The following is a 24,452-nucleotide window of genomic DNA, read 5'->3' as shown; positions in this document are numbered from 1 at the left end:
AGAATAGTGACTGATAGATTAGTAGGGAAGACGGGTATAAAGGTGTCGAATCTTTGTTTTGGCACAATGTCATTTGGTGGAAATGCAGATGAACAGACATCTAAAGAGATGTTTCATTTAACGAGAGAGGCTGGTATTAACTTTTTTGATACCGCAAATGTATATAGTCAGGGCAGGTCTGAAGAAATTTTAGGTGAATGCATCAGCAATTGTCGCAACGACGTAATTATTTCTTCTAAAGTAGGTTTTCCTGTTGGTAAGGATATGAATAGTAGAGGGACATCAAGGCGCCATATTTTTCAAGCAGTTGAAGATAGTCTGAGGAGATTAAAGACGGACCGAATTGAATTTTATTTCATCCATTTGTTTGATCCTCATACAGATATAGAAGAAACGATACTTGCGCTAGATGATTTACAAAGGCAAGGAAAAATTCTTTACCCGGCAGTGAGTAACTGGTCAGCATGGCAAATTATGAAGGCACTTGGCATTTCTGCTAGAAAAGGGCTTGCTCGGTTTGAACTCATTCAACCGATGTACAATTTAGTGAAGCGCCAAGCGGAAGTGGAACTCTTACCGTTAGCTAAGGAGGAGCAGTTAGGGGTTATTTCATACAGCCCTTTAGGTGGTGGATTATTAACTGGAAAGTATAATCATAAAAACTTACCAACTCAAGGCAGATTGATTGAACTAAAAAACTATGCAAGACGGTATGGAACGAAGCAATATTATACGACGACCGAACAATTTATAAAATTGGCACAAGATTATGGTTATCACCCAGCTTCATTAGCCATAGCTTGGGTACTGAAGAATCCTGTGATTACAGCTCCAATCATCGGCGCACGGAATGTGGGACAATTACAAGATGCTATCCGTGCAAGAGAGATTGAGTTAAGTGATGAATTATATGATGCTATTACTAATATATCAGACACGCCACCTCTTTCAACGGACCATAGTCGTGAAGAGGATTTATTCAAAGGGGTGAGACGATAAATGCTACAAACTAAAATAAAGGATGTGCAAATTCGTAATGAACGAGAAGCTGCTTTAGCGGAAAAATACGACGAAATTGCAGAGCGACTGGAGGGTTACGCAGCCGAAAATGATGAACAAGGTACGTTTCCTTACGCTTCTTTTGACATTTTAAGAGAAGCAGGCTTCTTTTCCTTAACCGTCCCGCAGAAATATGGAGGGTACGAGGCGTCTTTATATGAAATGACAATTGCCTTAGCTAAAGGTGATGGTGCGGTTGCTCTTGCGGCAGGTTGGCAATCTTGTTTATTCCTGAATTATCGTGAAGGAAACCGTTGGAAGGAAGAGATCTTCGCAACAGTCTGTCAAGGTGTTGTGCAAAACGGAGACACCCTTAATATCTTTGCCACTGAAAAGAAAGGCGGAAATATTTTTAGAGGAAGCCAACCGGAGACGGTTGCGAGAAGAACTGCAGGCGGATACATTATTTCAGGGGAAAAGACGTTTGCGACATTAGCACCGATTGCTGATCCATTGATTGTGATGGCATGGGTGGAGGATGAAGGTGTACTTGGGGAGTTCCTCATTCGTAAATCGGATAAGGTAGTAGTGAAAGAAACGTGGAACACAATTGGTATGCGTTCTACAGGTAGTGATACGATTATGTTAAATGAAGTGTTCGTACCAGAGAAGGCACTGCTGGCAAAAGCTACTGGCAAGGATGGTGGATTAAAAAACCGCTCGACCTTTTTATTCATCGCTTCAGTCTTTCTTGGTGTCGCCCATGCGGCCAGAGACTTTATTATCGATTTCGCCAAACATCAACAAGCAGGTAGTTTACAAAAGCCAATCGCCGAAGTTCCGCATATTCAACAAAAAATCGGCGAAATCGAGATAGCCTTAACTACATCTCGCACACTACTCTTTTCACTAGCCGACAAGTGGGATCGCTACCCCCATCTAAGAGATGACTTACTCAATGACTTTCAAGCAGCGAAATACACCATCTGTCACCAAGCAATCCACATCGTAGAACTAGCCATGAGAGTCGCAGGAGGAAGAGGATTGTCTAAAGACTTTAAATTAGAACGCCTTTTCAGAGATGTGCAATGTGGCCTGTCCATGCATCCGGCTGATGATATGATTGTGCAGGGGTTGGCGAGATCTGCTTTGTATTCGGATTAACACTATGTTTGCTGTCGATAGTGTAATGTGAAATTTTGGTCATATTTTAAATGGACTTGTTAGTATAAATAAAATTGAATTTAGAGGAATGTTATGAAGGATTCCTCTAAATTCAATATATATATTACTTTTTCTCATAAGTATTCAAAATTGCCCGATAAAGAATATCTACCCCATTCATCAAATACTCCTTATCAAATGTCATATTAGGATGGTGTAATCCTGGACTTAAATTACAACCTAAACCGAGCATACTAGCTTTAAGTGTTGGTTTTTTTACGGTGTAAAAGTGAAAATCATCTCCTCCTGGTGTGACCAATGGTTTATCTAGATTTTCTTCTCCTAATGTTTCTATTATAGATTTTCTCATGATATCAGTAGCCTCTTCGTTTGTTACTGCTGCCACGATTCCATCTATATGGGTAACATTGATATCTAAATCATACAAATGCCGCATGGATTGGAAAATATCATTTACCTTGACCTCTAATTTATCCATCAGTTCATTGTTTTGTGCTCTTAAATCTAATGAAAAGGAGCCGTTCCCAGGGATAATATTTGTATTTTTGCCACCTGCTTGTATTTTTGTCATTTTCACTGAGTGAGGAATCCGCGGATCCAAATGTATTTGACTAATCATATTCAAAATTTGAGCAGCCACTTCTATCGCATTATGATTGAGATGTGGTCTCGCACCGTGGGCATCTTCTCCTAGAATTTCAACATCATACATTTTTGTGGCCCCATGAACAATCACCGGTGTTGCTCGACCTGGTGCTGTTTCTTGAACAGGCCTTAAATGAATGCCATATAAGTAGTCAACATTATGAATTACATTTTTTTCTACCATTTTAAGAGCACCTGTGCCATTCTCTTCGGCAGGTTGAAAAATGAACTTAATAGCGACTTTATCTTTTATTGAATCTGTTTTTTGTAGCTTCCAAAGAACCCCTAAAACAATGGACATATGAGCGTCATGCCCGCATGAATGGTTAGGTTGGAAAGTTCCGTCTACTTCCTGCCATAAAGCATCCATATCAGCTCTGATTCCCACTATAGGTAGGTCGGAATCAAACTTTCCATATTCTCCAATAACGCCAGTACAATCATCGAATTTCACTACTTTACATCCGTTTTTTTCTAATAATTGGCCGATATAGTTAGTTGTATTTGCTTCTTCCCAACTAATTTCCGGATGACAATGTAAGTAATGGAAAGATTCTAGTACTTGTTCCTGAATAGAACGCAACATCATGTTCCCCTTTCTAATTTTCAATAGAATTCTCCTTTATAAAGTATTTAAAAGTCGAAGTGGTTTCTTCGACATGATCCACTTTTATAAGTAATTCATGTAATAAGGCGTTAATAACAGATAATGTTATGGGACCTTTACGGAATATAGAGTGATTATCTACTTGAATAGGAATAATAGTATCTGCGTATTCGGCTATAGGTGAAACCTTGGAGTCTGTAAAGGCAAGTACTTTTAATCCTTGTTCTTTCGCATCTTTTGCAAATTTAATTGTATCTAATGCATATCTATAGAATGAGAACACAATAATACAGGATTCTTTTGGGAGTAATTCTAGGAGGCGTGCATCTGATTCAGGCCTGTATAATGAGGTGTTTCCTAAAATGTAATTTAAATTGAAATATAACCAATGTGCAAAGCTATAAGATTGATAGTATCCAGATACAATAATTTTCTGACTCTCTAAAATAATATCAATAGCTTTATGAATGTCCTCTATATCAATATTATTCACATTTTTATTAATGAGTTCCCTATCTATTATGAGCTCATTAGTGAAATGGTTAGAATGTGTGCTTTTTATATTTGTGCTACTTGTAATCGTCATTAAGCTCTTCCTTATCTCTTTTTGAAGAGCACTAAAACCCTCAAAACCAATAGAATAGCAAAATCGTATAATCATTGTTTCACTGACACCTATTAATTCTCCAATCTTTTTAGCCGGATGAATGGCAAAAATAGTAGGATCTTGTAATAAGTGATTTGCTACTTTCTTTAGACCTTTCGTTAAAGAGGAATAATGATTTTCTGTTTTTTCTATATAAGTTGAGATAGTCCCACCCACCTTTTGAAGTCTATACAATATTTTATATTTATTTGAATTATACACTTTACTATAGAAAAGAAACAAGTTATAATTTTCTGAAATAAAGAAAATTCAAATAATTTTAAATGGGGGGATTTATGTAATGAATCTTAGAATGAGGATAGTAATATTTTGTGTATTGATGATCGCGTTAATCATTAGTGGATGTTCTAATGAGACTAATTCATCAGGTGAAAAAGGAGAAGGAGTTCAAACTGGTGGGACTCTAAATATTGCTTACCCGACTCAACCTCAAACAATTGACCCTCATGAAACAACAGCTGAGGCTACGCGTGACGCAGCCAAAGTGATTTATGAGTCATTGGTAACTTTAGATAATAATTATCAAGTCATACCTCAATTAGCAGATTCCTATGAAATAAATGAAGATGGTACAGTTATCACCTTTAAATTACGTGAAAATGTTAAGTTTCACAATGGTGAGTTAATGGAAGCAAATGATGTTATTGCTTCAATGAAAAAATGGGGTGCGAAAACACCTGAACTAGGGGAACATGAATGGAAGGAAGTAGACAAACAAACAGTAGAATTACATCTTAAGGAACCTTCCTCATTGACGATGTACTTCTTAGCTGATGTAAGTAGAATTGCAGCTATTATGCCGATGGAAATTGCTGATAGTGCGGGGCCAACAGGTGCAACAGAATATATTGGCACAGGGCCATTTAAGTTTGTTGAATGGAAACAGGACGAAGTGATTAAATTTGAAAAATTCGCTGATTATCAAAGTGTATCAACGAAAGCAAGTGGCTTAGGTGGTAAGAAAGAAGCGATAGTTGATGCTCTTAATTGGAATTTTGTTCCAGATTCATCAACTAGAGTAAATGGTCTTATGAGTGGACAATATGACTTTGCCCATATGCTAAATTACGATTCAATTCCACAAGTTGAAAGTACAAATGGTGTAGAGGTGGACATTTGGTCATATGGTATTGAGGCGCTTATCTTTAATAAGAAAGAAGGGCTATTCTCTGATATTAAGGCTCGCCAAGCAGTAAACTATGCTTTAGATATGGATGAGATTATGGGCGCAGCCTTTGTCGGGGAAGATTACTATGAACTTGATTCAGCATTATTTTTACCAAGCCAAACCAATTGGTATAGTGAAGCTGGAAAAGACAAATATAATCAAAAAGATCCTGAGAAAGCAAAGGAGATGTTGAAAGAAGCGGGATATAACGGTGAAGAAATTGTCATTTTAACTAGTCGCGACTACGAGCATCATTATAATGCAGCCGTGGCAACACAACAAGAGTTAGAGAAAATCGGTATGAACGTCAAGTTGGATGTTTATGATTGGCCAACATTATTAGAGCGGAGAGATAATCCATCCGCATATGATATTTTCTTTACAGGTTTTTCGACTACGACTACGCCTAATCAATATGTTTTCTTAAACTCTGAAACTGAGTGGGCTGGTTGGACAAATAGTCCTGAGATTGATCAATTGTTAGAAGAAATCAGAGTAGCAAATGAAGAGGATATTCAAGGATTAAATGATCAATTACATGAAGAATTATGGGAGTACCTTCCTGTTGTCAATCTCGGTAAAAACTCTCGTGTATCTGGTTATTCAGAAAAAATCAGTGGTTATACTAATTTCTTAGGACCGAATTTTTGGAACGTAAGCAAAGGTAATTAATTGATAAAGTACTTCCTATAACTAGGAAGTACTTTATTGGAGGTGGTTGAATTGAAAGCATATATATTGAAAAGGTTATTATCTATGATACCTGTACTATTTTTAGTTGCCATTTTCGTATTTTTTCTTATTCACTTTATTCCGGGAGACCCGGCTTCGGTCATGCTAGGACCTGATGCCTCACCTGGAGAAATAGAGGCATTAAGGCAGGAATTAGGTCTTAATCTACCAATCTATCAACAATTTGTACATTGGTTTGGAAATGTATTACAAGGTGACTTAGGTACATCTTTATATATGAATACGTCTGTAGTATCTGCTTTTTTCAGCCATATTGGCCCGACGCTTTCTCTAGCTCTTCTGGCTCAGGGTGTATCGATAATGATAGCCATTCCTATAGGCGTACTAGCTGCAAGAAAAAGGGGCACGGGTATAGATAGTACATTTATGCTGATTGCAATGATAGGCATGTCTATACCTAGTTTCTTATTAGGGTTAATGCTTATGTTGGTATTTGGTGTGAAGATGCAAATTCTACCTGTAGCTGGATATGAATCTCTAGCAAACGGGTTGTGGAATCATTTGAAGTATTTGATTTTACCTGCAATCTCTTTAGGAGCTATTCAAGCCGCAGTCATTACAAGAATGACTAGATCTTCTATGGTCGACATACTTTCAACCAATTATATTAAAACAGCGAGAGCTAAAGGTGTAAAAGAGAGAATGGTTATATATAAACATGCTTTTAGAAATGCTTTTATTCCTATTTTAACGATTTTGGGAGAAACGTTTGGGTCGTTAATTACAGGTGCAGTTGTCACGGAGACCGTTTTTAATTTACCTGGAATAGGACAATTGGTTGTTAATGCAATAACAAGAAGAGATTACGCTGTGATACAAGGCACGATATTGATTATAGCTTTGACTTATTTGTTTTTGAACTTGTTTATTGATTTATTGTATGGAGTAGTTGATCCAAGAGTGAGGTTAAATCGGAAGTGATGGGGGGATAGGTAATGGAATTAAAAACAAGTTCAGTTGATATTAGCAATATTGCTGATTTAAAAAGTAGTACCCAATCAGAAAGAAGAAGGCTTTTAATCAGGAGGTTCTTTTCGAATAAGTCAATTGTGATTGGTAGTGGTGTTTTAATTGTGTTATTGCTTTTTACATTAATTGGCCCCATTATCACTCCACATTCCCCACTAGAGATGGAGAATGCAAATAGATTACAGCCTCCTAGTGCTGAACATTGGTTTGGAACAGATAACTTTGGTAGGGATTTATTTAGTAGAGTAGCTAATGGTGCACAAGTATCTTTAACGGTTGGATTATCTGTGGCAGTTGTAACAGCAGTTATTGGCTTAATAATCGGTTTATATTCATCTTATTATTCTATCTTAGATCATATTTTGATGCGAATATGTGATGCATTGATGGCATTTCCAGATATTCTGTTAGCAGTAGCTATTATGGCAGTCCTTGGGCCACAACCGATGAATGTAGTTATAGCTGTTTCTTTAGCCAAGATTCCAGTTGTTGCTAGGGTTGTACGATCATCCTCTTTAGTTATTAAAGAACAAACATATATAGAGGCGCTGAGGTCACAAGGGGCTAGTGCCTATAGAATTATTTGGAAGCATATTTTACCGAATATTTTGTCACCTTTGGTTGTACAAGTTACTTATGTTTTTGCTATTGCGATTATTTTAGAGGCATCTTTGAGCTTTTTAGGAGCCGGTATTCCTGCACCAGATCCAAGCTGGGGGAACATTTTACTTGACGGGAAAATTGTTATATTTAATGCTTCATGGATGACGATTTTTCCAGGAGTATTTATCATTCTTGCTGTGTTAGGGTTGAACCTATTTGGAGATGGGTTACGAGATTTATTAGACCCACATTCTAATAAATCATTGAAGTAGATTCCCTTTATTGTAACAAGTGAATGAAAGGATATTAATCAATAAACAAGGGGGAATAGAAGTGGATGATTATCTATTAGAAGTAGAGAATCTAAAAACGGTCTTTTCTTCAGAGAGGGGTCCAGTTACGGCAGTAGACGGGGTCACCTTTAAAGTGAAACATGGAGAGGTTTTAGGTTTGGTAGGAGAATCTGGTTGTGGTAAAAGCGTGACAGCTGAATCTATTATGCGATTACTTAATGAAAAGCATACGAAATATGAAGGGGAAATCCTCTTCAATAAAAAGGATCTCTTAAAGTTAACTATGAACGATATGTTAGATATCAGAGGGAATAAAATCTCAATGATCTTTCAGGATGCGATGACATCATTAAATCCAGTATATACAATTGGAAATCAAATAGTGGAAGCTATCATGATCCACCAAAATTTAAATAAGAATGAGGCTAATGAGAAGGCGATAGAAATGTTAAGACTCACTGGTATTCCTTCCCCAGAAAAGAGGATATATGAATATCCTCATGAAATATCTGGGGGGATGAGACAGAGAGTAATGATTGCGATGGCTTTATCTTGTAAGCCCAATTTATTAATTGCCGACGAACCGACGACAGCCTTAGATGTTACCATTCAAGCCCAAATACTAGATGTAATTAATGATTTAAAAGAAGAGTTAAATATGGGTGTGATTATGATTACTCACGATTTAGGTGTTGTCGCAGAGGTTTGTACGCGTGTAGTGGTTATGTATTTAGGGCAAATCATCGAGGAAGCAGAAGTAAATGAATTATTTACTAAACCCCTTCACCCCTACACTAAAGGGTTATTAAAGTCTATCCCTAAAATTGATGGAGATAGAAATGAAAGATTGCACACGATACAAGGTGTAGTGCCATCTTTAAGTGAAGTACCTAAAGGCTGTAGGTTCGCACCAAGATGCGAATTTGCAACGGAAAGATGTTTAGGTGAGGCACCATTGATAGAAGATTATAATGAAAATCATAAAATCAGATGTTGGAATTATCGAGATATTTTAGTAGAGGAGGAGAACTATGTCCCAATCAGTACTCGTTAAAGATCGTTCAAATACCTCTTCTCCAGTTTTAGAAGTAAAAGGCATGCAAAAGTATTTTCCCATTCAGAGTCCGTTTGGTAGAACAAAAGGTTATGTACAGGCTGTGGAAGAAATAAACTTTACATTGTATGAAAGAAAAACGCTTGGCATTGTAGGAGAGTCTGGTTGTGGAAAGTCAACTACAGGTAGAACCTTACTACGTCTAATTGAACCAACAAAAGGTGAGGCCATCTACAGGGGAAAGGATATATTTAAATTAAAAGGAAAAGAATTACTAGATGTTCGTAAGGATATTCAAATGGTTTTTCAAGATCCTCATTCTTCGTTAGATCCTAAAAAAAGAATTGGTTCCATTATAGAGGAACCAATGGAAATTCATAAAATGGGATCTAAAGCTGATCGTATAGAGCGAGCAATGGATTTACTAAAAAAAACCGGTATACGTGAAGATCAATATTATCGTTTCCCTCATGAGTTTTCAGGGGGACAAAGGCAGCGAATCGGTATTGCAAGGGCATTAGCAGTAAATCCGACCATTGTCGTTCTTGATGAACCTGTTTCGGCTTTAGATGTTTCCATCCAATCACAAGTGATTAATCTGTTAGAAGACGTGCAAGATGAATTTAATTTGGCTTATTTATTCATTTCACATGATTTAAGTGTAGTGCGTCATATTGCTGATGAAGTTGGAGTGATGTATTTAGGTAATTTAGTAGAAATAACTTCAACGGACGAACTTTTTAATAATCCACTCCATCCATATACGAAAGCATTGTTGTCAGCGATACCTATCCCAGATACAACAAAGAAAAGAGAGAGAATCATTATTAAAGGAGATATACCATCTCCAATTAATCCACCTACTGGATGTGTCTTTCATACAAGATGTCCTTATGTAATGGATGATTGTAAAATGGTTAAACCAGATTTAATAGAGAAAGACAATAAACATAAAATTGCCTGTCACCTCTACAACTAATTGATAAGGAGGAAAAGAAGATATGAATATTAAAAATATAAGTTTAAGAAGAATGAAGTTGAAATTAAAAGATCCTTTTCAAACAAGCTTTGGTACACAAACGGAAAGAGAGTTTATTATTGTTGAAGTGCAGGGGGAAAATCATGTCGGGTATGGTGAATGTGTTGTTAACTCTGCCCCCTTCTATAATGAAGAAACAGTTAAAACAGCTTGGCATATAATGGAGGATTTCCTTATACCAAGAATATATAGTCAATCAGAAATTAATCATCCAGATGAGGTGAGTAAGTTATTCAAACCTTTCAGAAGAAATAACATGGCTAAAGCAGCACTAGAAGGTGCAATATGGGATTTATATGCTAAAGAAAATAAAATAACATTGTCTGAAGCTCTTGGTGGTAGTAAAAAATCGATTGATGTAGGAATTAGTATAGGCATACAGCCTTCTGTAGATGAACTAGTTCGAGTTGTTGGTAAATATGTAAATGAAGGTTATAAACGGATAAAAATTAAGATTAAACCAGGCATAGATGTAGATGCTCTAAAAGCGGTAAGGAAGCAATTTCCTACTATTCAAATGATGGCAGATGCCAATTCCGCATATACTCTGGATGATATTGAAATCTTTAAAGAACTAGACCAGCTAAATTTAATGATGATTGAGCAACCTTTAGCACATGATGATATCATCGATCATGCAAAGCTACAGTCTCAAATCAAAACCCCTATTTGCCTTGATGAAAGTATTCATTCCTTAGAGGATGCCAAAAAGGCAATTGAATTAGGTAGCTGCCGAATTATCAACCTTAAGATTGGAAGAGTAGGAGGGCTTACTGAATCTAAGAAGATACATGATTATTGCAGCGAAAAGGGGATTCCTCTATGGTGTGGTGGTATGCTAGAATCTGGTATTGGCCGCGCACATAATATTGCCATTACTAGCTTATCAAACTTTACTTTGCCAGGCGACACTGCTAGTTCCTCCCGTTATTGGGACGAAGATATTGTTTATCCAGAGGTAACTGCAGTTGAAGGTGTGATTCAGATTCCAGAAACACCTGGTATTGGATATGCTCCTCAAAAAGAATTACTCGATAAGTACACAGAGGAAGTCATAAATGTTGGATGTGGTTATTACGTGAAATAGTCTTACGTTACAAAAACGCGAACAAATCCCTATGAGAGGAGGTGTTCGCGTTTATTTTTTGCAAATCCATTTGTATCATATTACACGACAATATAATCATTGCTTTCTATTGACAATAAGGGTGCCACGGCATATATGCACACCAAGGTGGTTTTCCACCAGGTGTTCCGCCACCTGGATTAGGCATCCCGCCACCGCCGCCAGGTGCACCGCCTCCCGGTTGTCCGGTTGGTCCACCAGGTGTTCCGCCACCGCCGCCTGCACCACCAGTTACTTCAGGTGGTGGGGTAAATCCGAGTGGTGTTAATCCAGTTAGTTCTGCGCGATTAATCCTCATAAATTCTGGCACATGACTACCAGGGCGATAAACATTGAGCGTCACCACTCCTGTAGCAACATCAAAACCTAATAATTGAGCAACAACCCATCCAAGCCCGGTGATGTGCACTCGAATATATTGATTTTGAAATTGATTAAGATTCTGAGTGGCTTCACCTGGTGACCAAAGAGTGGGTTGTGTTCTATACACATGATAATAATTATATGGATACATACCTAATCTCTCCATTCCATTTTTCATCAGCATAGTGTATGCCTAGATAGCTAGTATGGTGAAGAGTCTTAAAGCATCACACCATTGTTATGTTGATAAGAGATCATCGCAAAAAATTTAGCGGTCAGACAATACAAAAAACAGACGAAGATAATAAGAATTTATTCAGGTGATATGTTATTTTTTCATTTTCTTGTTTGAGGATTAAGTATTTCCTGTACAAGAATGTTTGCTATTTATAAAGTAGTTTAATATGTAAATATTTAGTCGAAACCTTATCTTATTTCCCGGAAAATGATTGGATATGTAGAACTTTGTTGAAAGTAGGAAGTTAGAACAAAATTGTATTCCCCTTCCATTTAAGTGTGATAAGTAGGTAATTCAGTTTTATACACCGGGATAAAATGAATGGCCACGTGTTGAGGCGTAAATAATAAAAGGATGAGTTTAACCAAGATTTGTTCCCTTTTCGTTTGCTTTTTCCTCTTTTTCGTTCATTATGAAGGTACCACTTATAGAAATCCGTCATAATAAATAGGTTCAGAAGGAGAAGAGTGTAAATGTCATTAATCTTTGAAGGTTTTGGAAAGGTCGTTGGCAATACAGTTGTCCTGCCTTCTATACATTTGACCATTGAAAAAAAAGATGTGGTTGCGATTCAAGCAGACATGGAGTATATGCATGCATTTTTATCCTTAATGGAGGAAGATAGAAGTTATATGACAAATGAAATCCGTCTCTCAGACAGTGTTCTCCGTGGGGCGGAGGGTTTATTCTTTTACCGGACGAATATGGGCGAATATAAACGGTTAACCCCCGAGCAAACGATTCGTTTTTGGTGTGACTTGTATGGTGTAAGAGTAGATATAGAGAGGATTTTAGCGCTTGCTGAATTAAATGAAGTCCGTAATAAGAAAAACAAAGGACTAACATTCTCAGAGAAAAAAAGGTTGCAATTTGCGCGCAGTTTGATTCAACCTACGACTATTTATATTTTTCAAGAACCTACTTATCACCTTGATCTCCAATCGAAGCAGGTATTGAATCGTATTCTTAATGAATTGTTGAAAAAGGATAGTTTTATTATTATTCTTACCTCTTCTTTAGAAGAGAGCATTCGTATAGGGACAAAAGTATTCCGTTTGACAGATAGAGGACTACAGCGGCTTGAATATAACGAGGAAGCCGAAGAAGAAGTAGAGGAAAAAGAGGCTAGTGACACAGAAGACGAAACGATATACCAACAAAGATTCGAGAAAATATCAGCTAAATCAGACGATAAATTTATTCTATTTGATCCATTAGAGATTGATTTTGTGGAAACGAGAGATAGACAAACGATTCTCCATGTGAATAATGAAGAGTTTATATCAACTGTTTCAATGAAGGACATTGAAACGAGATTACATATTTACGGTTTTTTTCGCTGTCATCGCTCTTACTTAGTTAATTTGCAGCGTGTTAGGGAAGTTGTGGTATGGAGTAAGAATAGTTATAGCCTCACATTGGAAAATGAAAAGACGGTTCCTTTATCCAAATCACGATATGGGGAGTTAAAAGAACTGTTGAACTGGTAAAAGGGGTGATTCGCATGAATGTACAGCAAATTAAGGTCTTAATGATAAGGGAACTAAAAGATTTGCGCTTTAATGGGCAAGTATTATTACTCTTTTTCACTGCCTTCGCGATGATTTTTTTCATTTATGTATTAAATAATTTGACCATCACCTTTTCAAATGAACAGATTACCTTTTTCAAAGGCATGACCTCACTACTTAGTTTTATTAGTATTTTGGTGACAATGTATACACAAGGGAACTTAATGGTTGAAGAAAAAGAGCAGGGGACAGGCATATTATATCGTTTGATGAAGATAAGGCGAATAAATATTTTCTTAGCTAAATCCATCGTTACCTATAGTATTTCTTATCTTTTGTTCACTATTGGTATGATTATTTATGGTTATAGTTTAGCGCAAATACTGATGGCCAGTATATTTACCATCCCATTTTTCTGTATGTGGCTTTTAATTGGGACTGCTATCGCTGAATATGCAAAAAATACAATTGATGTAAGTTTATATGGATGGCCAATTATGATTGTTTATTTCTTAATAGAAGGATTGGTTTATTCTTCGCTTCTGAATAAGTTAACGATTCTTTTTCCCAATTATCATATCGAACGTGGTCTTACTCTGATTGAAAATGATGACTTTACCTCTGGATTGAAGTTTATGATTGTGCCATTCATTTGGGGTGGCATTGCTTTGCTATTCCTCATAAAGAAAAGGAAAAAAATGGTCTCCATTGAGGCATAAATCGTCTCCACTCGGAATGAATTTCCCTCCTTTCATGCAGAAGTTGCTGATATAGAAGGGATTATCCTTCATACTAAAGGTAGGCAAACATGAGAGGGGAGAAATGATGCAAGACATACAAGAATTCTATTTGAATTTAATGCCGGCACTAGAAGATAATTTATTTCTACAGTTACTAAGTATTTTTGTTTTATCGCTCATCCCATTTTTTGAATCATACGGTGCCATTCCATTTGGGTTTCTTTTAGGGTTTCCTGGAATCCCTGTTATTTTAGTAGCGATACTAGGGAACTGGGTTTCAGTCATGGCTTTTATCTGGGTGATCAATGCGCTGAGGTCAAAGTTGATGAAAGGAAAGAAAAAGGAGAAAGAACCAAGTAAACGCATGATGAAAGCAAAGAAATATTTTGAAAAATATGGTGTACCTGGCGTTTCTTTAGCAGGTCTTCTATGGGGATTTCATATTTCGGCAGCAATCGGCTTAGCAGGAGGAGCAAAGAAAAGCTATGTCAGTTTATGGGCAACCATTGCTATCATAGCACAGGCACTTGTTATTGGAATTTTAATCATGTCTGGTATAAATTTGTTCTCCTAAAATGAAATACTTCCACTTACTATTACAAATACTTTTATCAGTATGCTTTGTATTATGGTCAATCATCTTACTAAATACGATGATAATGAATTTTTGTAAGGAGTGTTGATGTGTTTAAAAAAAGAGAGACCCGTTTTGTAGAAATATTGAAAGAAAGTTACTCATCAGGGCTGCTTTCTATCCTCGTTGATCGTGAAACCGGGGTCCATTATGTTCATACATGGGCAAGTACAGGCGGAAGTGGACTTACACCGTTGTTAGATGAAAATGGGAAGGTTGTTGTAAAGAAACCAGAGTAATCTCTTATGCGAAAAAGAGTTAGAAACAGTCGTTTCTAACTCTTTCATTTAAATATTTATTTCCATTTCTAATAGGGCACTACTGATGCTTTTTCCGTGAGCATCCCATGCGATGGAAGTCGTCACACCACCGAGAAGAGCATTTGTGCAAACGAAATTAAAAGCATGTAAGTTGGGGAGGTCATATCTGATTACTTCGCCCTTGATGATTGCTTGTAAATGGTCTTTCACTTTCTCACTTGTCACCTGTTCGGCGATAGAAGCGTAATCTTTTTCGTTATAGGGGATGAGGGAGAAGTTCAGTGTATCCCCTTTATCCCCTGTTCGACTATGTGCAATGTGCAATAATTTAACTGTTGCCATCTTATCACTCCATTATTTCAGTATGAATTGTAATTGCTGAGCGATCAATAAAGGTAGAAACGATTCCTATCACTTCTTCTGTTTTTTTCCGTGCCCCGCCCCCTCCAGCAGGTCCGTTTGTATAGAGTGCTTCAACTTCATGTCCAATCATTTTGGCTGTCTGCTCTTCTTTACATAAAGCGGCAGCTCTCACAGTGACTTCGTAAGGTGTTGTGTGAGTATAAGTTGTATGATGAAGAGCCGTTAAGCCGATTAGGTCTGTTCGTAATTGAGGTACATTGGCACGTAATCTCTCGTTTATCACCCATTCTGCCAGTTTGGCGCGATTGACGGCAGTTGATCCGGCATAAGAAATCATACCTTCTCCAAGGTAACCTGCATGGTAACCGATAGATACTTTCAGTGTATCTGGTTTTCTTTTACCTGTAGCTCCCCAAACAAGCACTTCGTTTGGTTTTATTTCTTCCATTTGTGTTGTACTAAAATTCGCAATACAATCAGGGGTATAGTACTGACTTGGGTCATGCACCTCATAAAGTAATTGCTCTTTTACTGTTTGAGTATTGACGACACCACCACTATTAGGGAGTTTTGTAATTATCGCCTTGCCATCTTCAGCTACGATGGCGAAGGGGAATCCAAGATCTGCTAGGTTATTTACTTCTTTCAGGCCAGGGTCAGCAAAATATCCACCTGTCACTTGCCCTGCACATTCAAGTAAATGTCCAATTAAAGTCCCTTTCCCCATCAAGTCAAAGTCATTTTGATTCCATTGAAAGTGATGGACGAGTGGCGCTAAAAAAAGCGAAGGGTCAGCCACTCTACCTGTAATAATCACATCTACATCTGCTTCTAAAGCAGGTAAGATCGCTTCAATGCCAAGGTAGGCATTAGCCGAAACAATGGGTTCAAATGTCATTAAATTTTCTCCATTTTCTGTTTCGAATTGATGAAAGTTTAAATCGTTTAAGACATCGTCGCCTGAAACCGCTGCAACTTTACATGTAAGGTTTAAATCTCGAGCCATTTGTAAAATAGTTTTTGCTGCGGCAATTGGATTAGCCGCCCCCATATTTGTGATAAGTTTGACTCTATTTTTTAAAAGAGAAGGGAGTAGTGGGCGAACTCTGTCTTCGAGATATTCGTTATACCCTTTGTTGGCATCCTTCTGTTTCTGTTTTTGAGATAGCGCAATGGTTCGCTCTGCTAATCCTTCTAATACTAGGTAGTCAAGTTGTGCATTTTCTATTAAAGAGATGGCAGGATCAATACGGTCACCCGCAAATCCTGCTCCTGATCCAATTCGAAGCAAGTTGAACACTCCTTTTTATATATAATTAGATGGCAATTGCACCGGTAATAAGAGCAACAATTGTCATTACAATGGTTGTGCCAAAAGCCCAGATGAAAATAAATCGTTGATGATCAGCTAACTCTACTCTGGCTAATCCTAAAAGTAAAAAGGTAGCGGCAGTTAATGGACTGAGAGGGAATCCAGTTGTCATCTGCCCTAATATAGCTGCACGACCAATATTTTCAGCGGCTACCCCGTAGTTGGCGGCTGTTTCACTCAGAACTGGCAAAACTCCGAAATAATAAGCATCTGGTGTAAAGACGAGACTGAGAGGCATGCTTGTAACCGCAACTATTAGGCCCATAAAGGAACCCGTGCTCTCAGGAATAATAGATACAAGTGTATTGGCCATTGCTTCAATCATACCTGTGCCTGAAAGAACACCAGTGAAGATACCTGCTGCAAAAATAATTGAAACTACTGTAACCATCCCTGTAGCCTGTTCGGTAATTCGTTCTTGCTGTTCTTTTGGGTTCGGATAATTCATAACTAATGCAAGGGCGAAGGCGACCATGAAAACAACTGGGAGAGGGAGCCATACCTTTACTAATGCAACAATGGTTAAAATAGTAAGAAGTAAGTTGAGCCAAAGAAGTTTAGGTCTTCTTGCCTTTTTTTCCTCTTCGCTTAATTCCTGATTAAAATCATATTGAAAGTTCTGAATACCGATGCGATTCCTTTCCTTCTTACCAAAGTAATAACTAACAAATAGCACCCAAATAAGCCCAGCGATCATAGCGGGAATCAGGGGATTGAATAATGTTGCCGTATCTATACCAAGTGCGCTTGATGCGCGTGCAGTTGGACCACCCCATGGAACGATATTCATTGTCCCAGCACTAAGGGCCACCACACCTGCGAGCACAAGTCGGCTCATTCCTAAACGTTCGTATAAAGGAAGTAAAGCAGGAATCGTGATAAGGAATGTAGAAGCACCCGAGCCATCTAAATGTGTGACCATTCCAATAATGGCTGTACCGATGACAATTTTTAACGGATCCCCTTTTACAAGCTTTAATATTCTAGAAATAATGGGATCGAAAAGGCCCGCTTTACTCATGAGACCAAAGAAAAGAATGGCAAAAGCAAGCATAATCCCTGTTGGTGCAACTGAAGTGACCCCTTCAAGAATCATCGCGCCGAGACTGTTCAAGTCAGTTGTGAAAAGCCCAAAGAAAACGGGGACTAATATTAAAGCGACAATCACAGACACTTTTTTCGATAAAATTAAATAAAGAAAAATTGCGATGGTTAAGAACCCCATGATGGATAACAAATAAAAACCTCCTTAACTGTATTAAGCGCTTACATTTCGTTATGCATGATTTATGCCAAAAAATAAGCCTTGATAGGAAAGAGATTTTTTAAAATGATAAATTGTCATTTCTAAAGAATTAGAAACATGAAGGTCTAAGAAGTCCTTCTATACAGGTGATGGCGTTGTTTCTAGAAAATTAGAAATGGGATGATGATTTCTAATTCCTTAGAAAGCAGGCTTAAATATGATATTTAGTTAATTTGTTATATAAGGAAGCAAGTGATATACCTAAGATTTTTGCCGCTTTCTTTTTTCCTTTCACTGTCGTTCCTGTTTGATTAAGTACACTTTGTATGGCTGTTCTCTCTGTGTCATTCAGTATCTTTTCTAGTGGCTGGAGCGTTATTGATTGTTGTTGAGTTGCATTAAACGCTTTCTTTATTGTATCAGGTAGATGTTCCTGGCGAATGACTTGATGATCACACATACTAATGGCGTATTGAATCGCGTTCTTCAGTTCTCTGATATTCCCTGGCCAATGGTAGTGTTGGAGGATAAATATGGTTTCTGGATCAAAAGTAATGTCTGCTTCATTTTTTAATAAAAAGGCGATGATTTCTGTAATATCATTTTTTCTTTCCCTAAGAGGAGGTATGGTTAAATGAACCGTATTAATTCGATAAAAAAGATCTTCGCGGAATCGTTCTTTTTCTACCATGCTTTGTAATTCTTTATTCGTTGCTGCAATTACTCGAACATCAACCGTTTGTTCCTCGAGACCACCAATTTTTCTAAAAGAGCCCTCTTGTAAGACCCGCAAAAGCTTGGCCTGAAGCTCAAATGACATATCACCGATTTCATCGAGAAATAGCGTGCCGTGATTGGCAAGCTCAAATAACCCAATCTTTCCGTCGCGGTTAGAGTCAGTAAAAGCTCCCTCCTCATAGCCAAAAAGCTCGCTTTCTAATAAGGAGCTTGGGATAGCAGCGCAATTAACTGGAACAAAGGGTGCTACACGTCTTTTACTTTCATTATGGATGGCCTGTGCGAAAAGCTCTTTGCCAGTACCAGATTCACCGGATAATAAAATATTCATATCTGTTTGTGCGGTTCTTTTGGCTTGTTCTATCGTCTGCTTTAATTGCACATCACTACCGATAATATTTACAAAGGTGTATTTTGCCTGATGAATTCTACCAACGGCTCTCTCAAGCATAGTGACTCGTTTACGACTTTTTTTCAGCTCTTTATTTAACCGATAAACTTCAGGAATACTTTTACAAACAGAAACGGCACCAATGATTTTCCCTTGATCCCAAATGGGAGCCATATCAACAACATATTCCATTGTCATTTCTTTTCGGAATACACCTTCTCGTGCCAATCCGTCTTTTAAAACAGTGGGCAGAAGTGCTCCTGGTCGTACCTCTTGTAATAGCTTTCCTACTATCTGTTCTGCACTGACACCTGTAATATGTGTATACTCCTCATTTATTAATTGCACCACACCAACGTGATCGATTACCAGAATCCCATCATGAATGGCCTCAATAATCCCTTCAAGCCAGCCAATTTTATTATTTTGTAATTGCATAATTCTCAACTCCTTAAAAAAATACGGAATATTTAAATTATATGGCAATTGAAGAGTTTGTACTACCTACGAATCTAGTTGTTTAAAACACCATAGTAAATTCCCTGAGAATGAGATGAAGTGATATTTGCAGACTTAAAATAGCAACCTGTAAATGAGGGTACTATTTGAATAGTGATGGGGATGTCAGATGAGAAAATACAAAGGTTTGTGATACTTATGGTAAGATTTCAACATACGGAAGTAAATTTTAAAAATTAGATTTAAGTGTTGGAGGATTAATTTATACATGAGTAAACTGCATTTTAAAGATATAGATGTTACAAATGAATACAACGTTAGAAATATAAAATTAAAGTCTGGACAAGAAAAGTTCATTGAAACCGTAGATGAATGTTTAAATGAAGCGAATGCCCATCGAGAGTGGCATCCAGTAGCTATATATTTGGATGAAGAAATGATCGGATTTGCTATGTACGGTTCTTTTGGTCCTAATAAAGAGACTTGGATTGATAGAATAATGATCGATGAAAACTATCAAGGCAAAGGCTATGGGAAAACTGCGATGAAGAAACTTATTGATATCGTGTCAAAAGAATATGGGGTAAACGTGATATATTTAAGTATCATTGATGAAAATAAAGCGGCCTATCGCTTATACGAAAGTATTGGGTTCGAATGTATGAATGAAAGGGACCCTAATAATGGGGAACTCTTATTTAAGTACACAATTAAATGAGAGTAAATAAAATCTAAACCCTTTGCTTTAAATGTAGAACAACTTATTAAAGACACCAAAAAGCTATGAAATCCAAGCTTTTTGGTGTACTAAATATTTTGTTGTTTTAATTGATATTTTTTCTTTGTCCTCATAATAATGCCTATCTCGGTTGCTGTTTAAACCGACCATGAATATTATTCCACTTATACGTACCAGCTTCGCTAAATTCATACAGTTCCATTGATAAAGCAAAATAGCGTTGATTATATAGTTCCTTGAAGTGATCCTTCATCATAGTAAAGAGTTCGTCACATACAGATGCCTTTACCTGCTCACTTCGTCCGGAGCCGATTTTGAGTGTTGCATGAACGAAGGCATCGTCTGCCTGACCATCTGCAATATAATAGTCTTCTAGTTCAATGGCCCTTGAACGGATCCCACCTATTGGAAAAGTAGGCGATTTACTGATGAGGATTTTGTTCGCTTTCTCTAATAAGGCGGGAATATGTGCAGCGCTTTTGATGTTGCTCGTATATTCAATAATGAAATGTGGCATGAAAATCCTCCTTTTACTGATAGACAGGTTCGCTTATAATGGTGTTCTTGAGTCGGCCGATGCCTTCGATTTCAGTGATGACCGTGTCGCCCACTTTCGTATCGACTGAACCTTTTGGTGTTCCAGTGAGAATGATATCGTTTTTATTGAGTGTCATGAAACTGCTTAAATAGGCGATGAGCTTTGGAATACTAAAAATCATATCTTTCGTTGTTCCTTCTTGGACGACACTGTCATTTACATAGGTGCGTAAAGTGAGATTCATTGGATTTTTTATCTCATCTGCACTGACAAACCAGGGGCCGATGGGTGTCAATGTATCACGATTTTTCACACGTAGGTTCGGGCGATAGTAGTTTTCCAAATAATCGCGGATGGCGTAATCATTGGCCACAGTATATCCAGCGACATAGTTATAAGCATCCTTTTCTTGAATATTTTTACCAGATTGACCAATGACAACTGCTAATTCACATTCATAATGCATATAGGTAACATCGGCAGGGCGGAAAGTTTCCCCGTTGTGACCGATAAGTGTATTAGGTCCTTTTAAAAAAACGAGGGGCTCTTTCGGTGCGTTAAAAGAAAGCTCTGCCGCATGATCGGCGTAATTGAGTCCTAATGCAAAAATCGTTTGTGGCACAATTGGAGGGAGCCAAACAACATCATCCTCTGAAACGATGGCGCCCGTATCTAATTGTAGCTTACTGTACCATTCTATTGCCTCATGGATATTCCCTTTATAGGCGACACGTGCGGTTTTCATATCGTATTCTCCTTTACTTGTTGTTTTGTGATAACAACTTGGTTTTCAAGTGAGCCGATGCCAGCAATCGTTATTCTGACAATATCCCCATTACGAGCAAGTGGAGGGTTTTCTGGTACACCGACTAGTAATGTATCGCCTTCAAATAAGGTCATAAAGGAAGTAACCTCTGCGATCAGCTCAGCGACGGGGCGGATTAAGTTTCTAGTTGTTTGCTGTTGCTTTAACTCTCCGTTGATATGGACGGTAATGTCTAAGTCGTCAGGGTTCGCCACCTCTTTTTGATCAACAATCCATGGACCGATTGGGCAGAATCCATCTTGCGCTTTTTCTTTGATGGCAGGACGGTAAACACTGCTATGTGGAATACTGACATCATTAGCAATTGTGTAGCCTAAAATGTAATTTTGTACTTCATCTTTTGATACTTTGCTTGCTTTTTTACCGATGACTACTGCAAGGGCAGCGCCTATTTGTAAGGTATCTTCTTCTTTTGGCATAGGAATGCTCGCTTGATGGTAATTGATTGTATTGACTGGTTTGATATAAAGAATGGGTGCTTTCGGTGGTTGTTGGTAAGGGCTTTCATAAACAGCTGAACCAATTGCTTCTAACTCACCTTTGTAATTAAGTAATGTTCCGTAAATCGTTCCAGATACTGGAGGATGGACGACAAGCTGTTCAATTGGGGTTGTCTCTTCTCCTCGGGTTATTACTTGTTTAGTAGAATCGACATAAACCTCTTGTAAAAAGAATTGTCCATTATATCTCATCATTGCTTTCATCAATGTGATCAACACTCCTTTAACAAAATAATGATTAAATCATAATTTATTATTTTAAATATTTCAAATAATGTAAAATAAAATGTAAAATCTATCCTTTTATATTTGAAATCTCTGAAATTTGTCTTTTGATTACTTCAAATCTAGTGGTAAGAGAGGGAATCGAGTCAGACATACAAAAAAACATAATATACCAAACTTCACTTTAGAAGGTGTTCTCTTCTAATTGCTGTTAGAAAATATTCAATCAAACGTTTGTTTGAAAGGTCTCTATCATCCGACTCGCACTTTTGGAGAGGTAACGATTTTTCAACCAAATAATGGCCGATTCCGATTGGATGGTTGCATCTTCTAGCTCTATGACAATCGCTTTATCTGCATAATAGGATTGCAATGTAGACTTAGGTACTATTGTTGCACCAACCCCAGCAGTAACAAGAGATAAAAGCATAGAGGCATCGGGACATTCCAAAATCACTTTCGGTTCAAAGCCGTGACGACGGCATTCACTTGTGACGATTTCGAATTGACCTTTGCCATTGATGCGATGGAGTAAGAGTAATGGGAAGTTTTTGATATCTATCATTTTGATGGAGGTCTTGTTGTGGATATGTTGTTGCCATGATTCTGGAATGACTAGTACGTAAGGTTCTGTCGGAAAGCGAATCATCTCAATATCATCCATCTCTAGCGGAAGGCGAGTGACAGCTAGTTCGATTTCGCGATTTTTCAACAGCTCGCCAATGTAGTAAGTATCGCCTTCTCTTAACTGAAAGGTAACAAGAGGATATTTTTCACGAAACGCCCGTAAGCGGTCTGGTAAAAAGGCGAAACAAGATTTGCTCGCACCAATAGAAAGCTTTCCTTTCACGCCTTCATTTGTTTCTTTGACTTCGTTTTTAGCTTCATCTAACTCAGATAATATTTGCAAGGCACGATCATAAAGGACGCTACCTGATTTGGTCAGTTCCATCTTCCTACCAATGCGATCGAATAATTTAACGTCGAGTTCTTCTTCTAGTTGTTTTAGTTGGTGGCTAAGTGGGGGTTGTGCCATATGTAACTTCTTTGCTGCGCGTGTGATTTGCCCTTCTTGAACAATTGTACAAAAGTATTGCAGCTGCTTTATGTCCATATTGTCCCTCCTTGAAACGATACTTTTTTTATATCCAAAACAAACAAAAACAATATTTTTTATATAATCTAACACATGTTAAACTGCAAATGAAAGAGCTTACAATAAAAATATTCAAAAATTTCAGAAATAACTTTAAAGAAGGAGTGTTTGTAAATGACGAAGTTTGCTGAAGTAAAACAAAGATTAAGAGGTTCGATCGCACCGATTATTACACCATTTCATGAAGATGAATCGATAGACTTTGAATCATTTAAAAAGCTCATCCATTGGCATATTGAAAGCGGAAGTCATGGTATTTCTGTTACAGGAACAACTGGAGAACCAAGTTCATTAACAATCGATGAACGATTGAAAGTGATGGAAGTGGCGAAAGAAACAATTAACGGAAGAGTACCATTTGTACCAGGTACAGGCTCAACAAACCATCAGGAAACATTGTACTTAACGAAAAAAGCAGCGGAGATGGGTGCAGATGCTGCCCTTATCATCGTTCCTTATTATAATAAACCTTCGCAACATGCGCTATATAAGCACTTTAAACTTGTCGCTGAATCTGTACCAGATCTCCCCCTCATCGTTTATAACATCCCAGGTCGAACAGGCACAAATATGCATGTGGAAACACTTGCGAAGTTAAGTAAAGATTGTCCAAATATTATTGGTGTAAAAGAATCAAATAAAGATTTCGAACATGTGAATCGTGTGTTATTAAATTGCGGTCGTGACTTCCTACTCTATTCAGGAATTGAACTGTTATGTTATCCGATGCTGGCCATTGGTGGCGCAGGGCATATTAGCGCAACAGCAAATATTGTCCCAGATAAGGTGGCAGCGATTTATGATGCATGGAAAGCTGGCGATGTAGAACGATCGCAAAACTTGCATTACGAACTCATGCAGTTGAATGATGTTTTGTTCAAAGATACGAATCCTGCACCATTAAAAGCAGCACTTGGTCAAATGGGCAAAATTAAGCCGGTACTTAGACTGCCGATGGATTTACCTACGCAGAGCTTACAAGATGAAATTGCAGAAGTCTTAAAACATTATGTGGACCTTCCTGGTAGTGTCGTGCAGAAGTAAA

At 37.7% G+C, this 24,452-nt stretch carries 25 protein-coding genes; 14 read left to right on the top strand and 11 right to left on the bottom strand.

Annotated elements, in window-relative coordinates; genetic code table 11:
- The first annotated feature begins 6 nt into the window (after nucleotides 1-6).
- Nucleotides 7-999 carry an aldo/keto reductase gene (locus tag MHI57_RS12965; protein WP_340976694.1) on the top strand — a complete coding sequence of 331 codons (993 nt, stop codon included), beginning with the start codon at nucleotides 7-9 and terminating at the stop codon, nucleotides 997-999.
- The gene (locus tag MHI57_RS12960) at nucleotides 1,000-2,163 is read left to right on the top strand and encodes an acyl-CoA dehydrogenase family protein (protein WP_340976693.1); all 1,164 of its coding nucleotides are present in this window, start codon (nucleotides 1,000-1,002) and stop codon (nucleotides 2,161-2,163) included.
- 124 nt (nucleotides 2,164-2,287) lie between these two features.
- Here the strand turns inward: MHI57_RS12960 and MHI57_RS12955 are convergent, their stop codons facing one another.
- Together MHI57_RS12955 and MHI57_RS12950 are read right to left on the bottom strand one after the other, a co-directional pair.
- Nucleotides 2,288-3,415: a M20 peptidase aminoacylase family protein gene (locus tag MHI57_RS12955; RefSeq protein ID WP_095373588.1), complete on the bottom strand. Its 1,128-nt coding sequence runs from the start codon at nucleotides 3,413-3,415 to the stop codon at nucleotides 2,288-2,290.
- A gap of 13 nt (nucleotides 3,416-3,428) precedes the next feature.
- On the bottom strand, nucleotides 3,429-4,259 hold the full coding sequence (locus MHI57_RS12950; RefSeq protein WP_340976691.1) for a MurR/RpiR family transcriptional regulator: 831 nt from the start codon (nucleotides 4,257-4,259) through the stop codon (nucleotides 3,429-3,431).
- 124 nt (nucleotides 4,260-4,383) lie between these two features.
- Here MHI57_RS12950 and MHI57_RS12945 point away from each other — a divergent pair, with 124 nt between their 5' ends.
- The 6 genes from MHI57_RS12945 to menC all read left to right on the top strand — a co-directional run bounded on the left by MHI57_RS12945 (nucleotide 4,384) and on the right by menC (nucleotide 11,069).
- On the top strand, nucleotides 4,384-5,943 hold the full coding sequence (locus MHI57_RS12945; RefSeq protein WP_095371680.1) for an ABC transporter substrate-binding protein: 1,560 nt from the start codon (nucleotides 4,384-4,386) through the stop codon (nucleotides 5,941-5,943).
- 51 nt (nucleotides 5,944-5,994) lie between these two features.
- Nucleotides 5,995-6,945, top strand: a complete 951-nt coding sequence (locus MHI57_RS12940) for an ABC transporter permease (protein WP_095373590.1) — start codon at nucleotides 5,995-5,997, stop codon at nucleotides 6,943-6,945.
- Nucleotides 6,946-6,959: 14 nt separating this feature from the next.
- Nucleotides 6,960-7,868 (top strand): ABC transporter permease, encoded by a 909-nt coding sequence (locus tag MHI57_RS12935; RefSeq protein ID WP_095371681.1) that lies wholly within the window; start codon nucleotides 6,960-6,962, stop codon nucleotides 7,866-7,868.
- 61 nt (nucleotides 7,869-7,929) lie between these two features.
- Complete coding sequence (locus tag MHI57_RS12930; RefSeq protein ID WP_095371682.1) at nucleotides 7,930-8,943, top strand: ABC transporter ATP-binding protein; 1,014 nt, start codon at nucleotides 7,930-7,932, stop codon at nucleotides 8,941-8,943.
- Nucleotides 8,921-9,922, top strand: coding sequence for an ABC transporter ATP-binding protein (locus MHI57_RS12925; protein WP_095371683.1), 1,002 nt, complete (start codon nucleotides 8,921-8,923; stop codon nucleotides 9,920-9,922). Before MHI57_RS12930 ends, MHI57_RS12925 begins: the two co-directional genes overlap by 23 nt.
- A gap of 22 nt (nucleotides 9,923-9,944) precedes the next feature.
- On the top strand, nucleotides 9,945-11,069 hold the full coding sequence (gene menC / locus MHI57_RS12920; protein ID WP_095371684.1) for an o-succinylbenzoate synthase: 1,125 nt from the start codon (nucleotides 9,945-9,947) through the stop codon (nucleotides 11,067-11,069).
- Between the two features lie 106 nt (nucleotides 11,070-11,175).
- Here menC and MHI57_RS12915 read toward each other — a convergent pair whose 3' ends face one another.
- A complete protein-coding gene (locus tag MHI57_RS12915; RefSeq protein ID WP_095371685.1) occupies nucleotides 11,176-11,622 on the bottom strand; it encodes a hypothetical protein in 447 nt (148 codons plus the stop codon).
- Nucleotides 11,623-12,182: 560 nt separating this feature from the next.
- Here MHI57_RS12915 and MHI57_RS12910 point away from each other — a divergent pair.
- From MHI57_RS12910 to MHI57_RS12895, 4 genes are all read left to right on the top strand, one after another.
- Entirely contained in the window at nucleotides 12,183-13,199 is a 1,017-nt protein-coding gene (locus MHI57_RS12910) for a LytTR family transcriptional regulator DNA-binding domain-containing protein (RefSeq protein WP_340976683.1), read from the top strand.
- Between the two features lie 14 nt (nucleotides 13,200-13,213).
- On the top strand, nucleotides 13,214-13,939 hold the full coding sequence (locus MHI57_RS12905; RefSeq protein WP_340976681.1) for a hypothetical protein: 726 nt from the start codon (nucleotides 13,214-13,216) through the stop codon (nucleotides 13,937-13,939).
- A gap of 106 nt (nucleotides 13,940-14,045) precedes the next feature.
- On the top strand, nucleotides 14,046-14,534 hold the full coding sequence (locus MHI57_RS12900; RefSeq protein ID WP_233435191.1) for a small multi-drug export protein: 489 nt from the start codon (nucleotides 14,046-14,048) through the stop codon (nucleotides 14,532-14,534).
- A 110-nt stretch (nucleotides 14,535-14,644) separates the two neighbouring features.
- Nucleotides 14,645-14,833 (top strand): DUF6440 family protein, encoded by a 189-nt coding sequence (locus MHI57_RS12895; protein WP_095371690.1) that lies wholly within the window; start codon nucleotides 14,645-14,647, stop codon nucleotides 14,831-14,833.
- Nucleotides 14,834-14,881: 48 nt separating this feature from the next.
- Here MHI57_RS12895 and MHI57_RS12890 read toward each other — a convergent pair whose 3' ends face one another.
- The 4 genes from MHI57_RS12890 to MHI57_RS12875 all read right to left on the bottom strand — a co-directional run bounded on the left by MHI57_RS12890 (nucleotide 14,882) and on the right by MHI57_RS12875 (nucleotide 19,402).
- Nucleotides 14,882-15,196, bottom strand: a complete 315-nt coding sequence (locus MHI57_RS12890; RefSeq protein WP_095371691.1) for an AtuA-related protein — start codon at nucleotides 15,194-15,196, stop codon at nucleotides 14,882-14,884.
- A gap of 4 nt (nucleotides 15,197-15,200) precedes the next feature.
- Nucleotides 15,201-16,517 carry an acyclic terpene utilization AtuA family protein gene (locus tag MHI57_RS12885; protein WP_445293203.1) on the bottom strand — a complete coding sequence of 439 codons (1,317 nt, stop codon included), beginning with the start codon at nucleotides 16,515-16,517 and terminating at the stop codon, nucleotides 15,201-15,203.
- 16 nt (nucleotides 16,518-16,533) lie between these two features.
- Entirely contained in the window at nucleotides 16,534-17,826 is a 1,293-nt protein-coding gene (locus MHI57_RS12880) for a CitMHS family transporter (RefSeq protein WP_095371693.1), read from the bottom strand.
- Between the two features lie 220 nt (nucleotides 17,827-18,046).
- Nucleotides 18,047-19,402, bottom strand: coding sequence for a sigma-54 interaction domain-containing protein (locus MHI57_RS12875; RefSeq protein ID WP_328198238.1), 1,356 nt, complete (start codon nucleotides 19,400-19,402; stop codon nucleotides 18,047-18,049).
- Between the two features lie 289 nt (nucleotides 19,403-19,691).
- On the opposite strand from MHI57_RS12875, the gene MHI57_RS12870 reads away from it, so the two are divergent.
- Nucleotides 19,692-20,141 (top strand): GNAT family N-acetyltransferase, encoded by a 450-nt coding sequence (locus tag MHI57_RS12870; RefSeq protein WP_340976674.1) that lies wholly within the window; start codon nucleotides 19,692-19,694, stop codon nucleotides 20,139-20,141.
- A gap of 142 nt (nucleotides 20,142-20,283) precedes the next feature.
- On the opposite strand, the gene MHI57_RS12865 is transcribed toward MHI57_RS12870, so the two are convergent.
- The 4 genes from MHI57_RS12865 to MHI57_RS12850 all read right to left on the bottom strand — a co-directional run bounded on the left by MHI57_RS12865 (nucleotide 20,284) and on the right by MHI57_RS12850 (nucleotide 23,365).
- On the bottom strand, nucleotides 20,284-20,679 hold the full coding sequence (locus tag MHI57_RS12865) for a 5-carboxymethyl-2-hydroxymuconate Delta-isomerase (protein ID WP_322909769.1): 396 nt from the start codon (nucleotides 20,677-20,679) through the stop codon (nucleotides 20,284-20,286).
- A gap of 13 nt (nucleotides 20,680-20,692) precedes the next feature.
- The gene (locus MHI57_RS12860) at nucleotides 20,693-21,445 is read right to left on the bottom strand and encodes a fumarylacetoacetate hydrolase family protein (RefSeq protein WP_307316127.1); all 753 of its coding nucleotides are present in this window, start codon (nucleotides 21,443-21,445) and stop codon (nucleotides 20,693-20,695) included.
- Nucleotides 21,442-22,233 (bottom strand): fumarylacetoacetate hydrolase family protein, encoded by a 792-nt coding sequence (locus tag MHI57_RS12855; RefSeq protein WP_370873344.1) that lies wholly within the window; start codon nucleotides 22,231-22,233, stop codon nucleotides 21,442-21,444. Before MHI57_RS12855 ends, MHI57_RS12860 begins: the two co-directional genes overlap by 4 nt.
- 244 nt (nucleotides 22,234-22,477) lie before the next feature.
- The gene (locus tag MHI57_RS12850) at nucleotides 22,478-23,365 is read right to left on the bottom strand and encodes a LysR family transcriptional regulator (RefSeq protein WP_340976671.1); all 888 of its coding nucleotides are present in this window, start codon (nucleotides 23,363-23,365) and stop codon (nucleotides 22,478-22,480) included.
- Between the two features lie 156 nt (nucleotides 23,366-23,521).
- On the opposite strand from MHI57_RS12850, the gene hpaI reads away from it, so the two are divergent.
- Complete coding sequence (gene hpaI, locus MHI57_RS12845; RefSeq protein ID WP_307316121.1) at nucleotides 23,522-24,451, top strand: 2,4-dihydroxyhept-2-ene-1,7-dioic acid aldolase; 930 nt, start codon at nucleotides 23,522-23,524, stop codon at nucleotides 24,449-24,451.
- Nucleotide 24,452: the final 1 nt, after the last annotated feature.

Source organism: Cytobacillus sp. FSL K6-0129 (assembly GCF_038007625.1).
Taxonomy (GTDB): domain Bacteria; phylum Bacillota; class Bacilli; order Bacillales; family Cytobacillaceae; genus Cytobacillus; species Cytobacillus kochii.
Note: the sequence above shows the minus strand (reverse complement) of the source record. Positions and strands in the feature narration are given on the sequence as shown.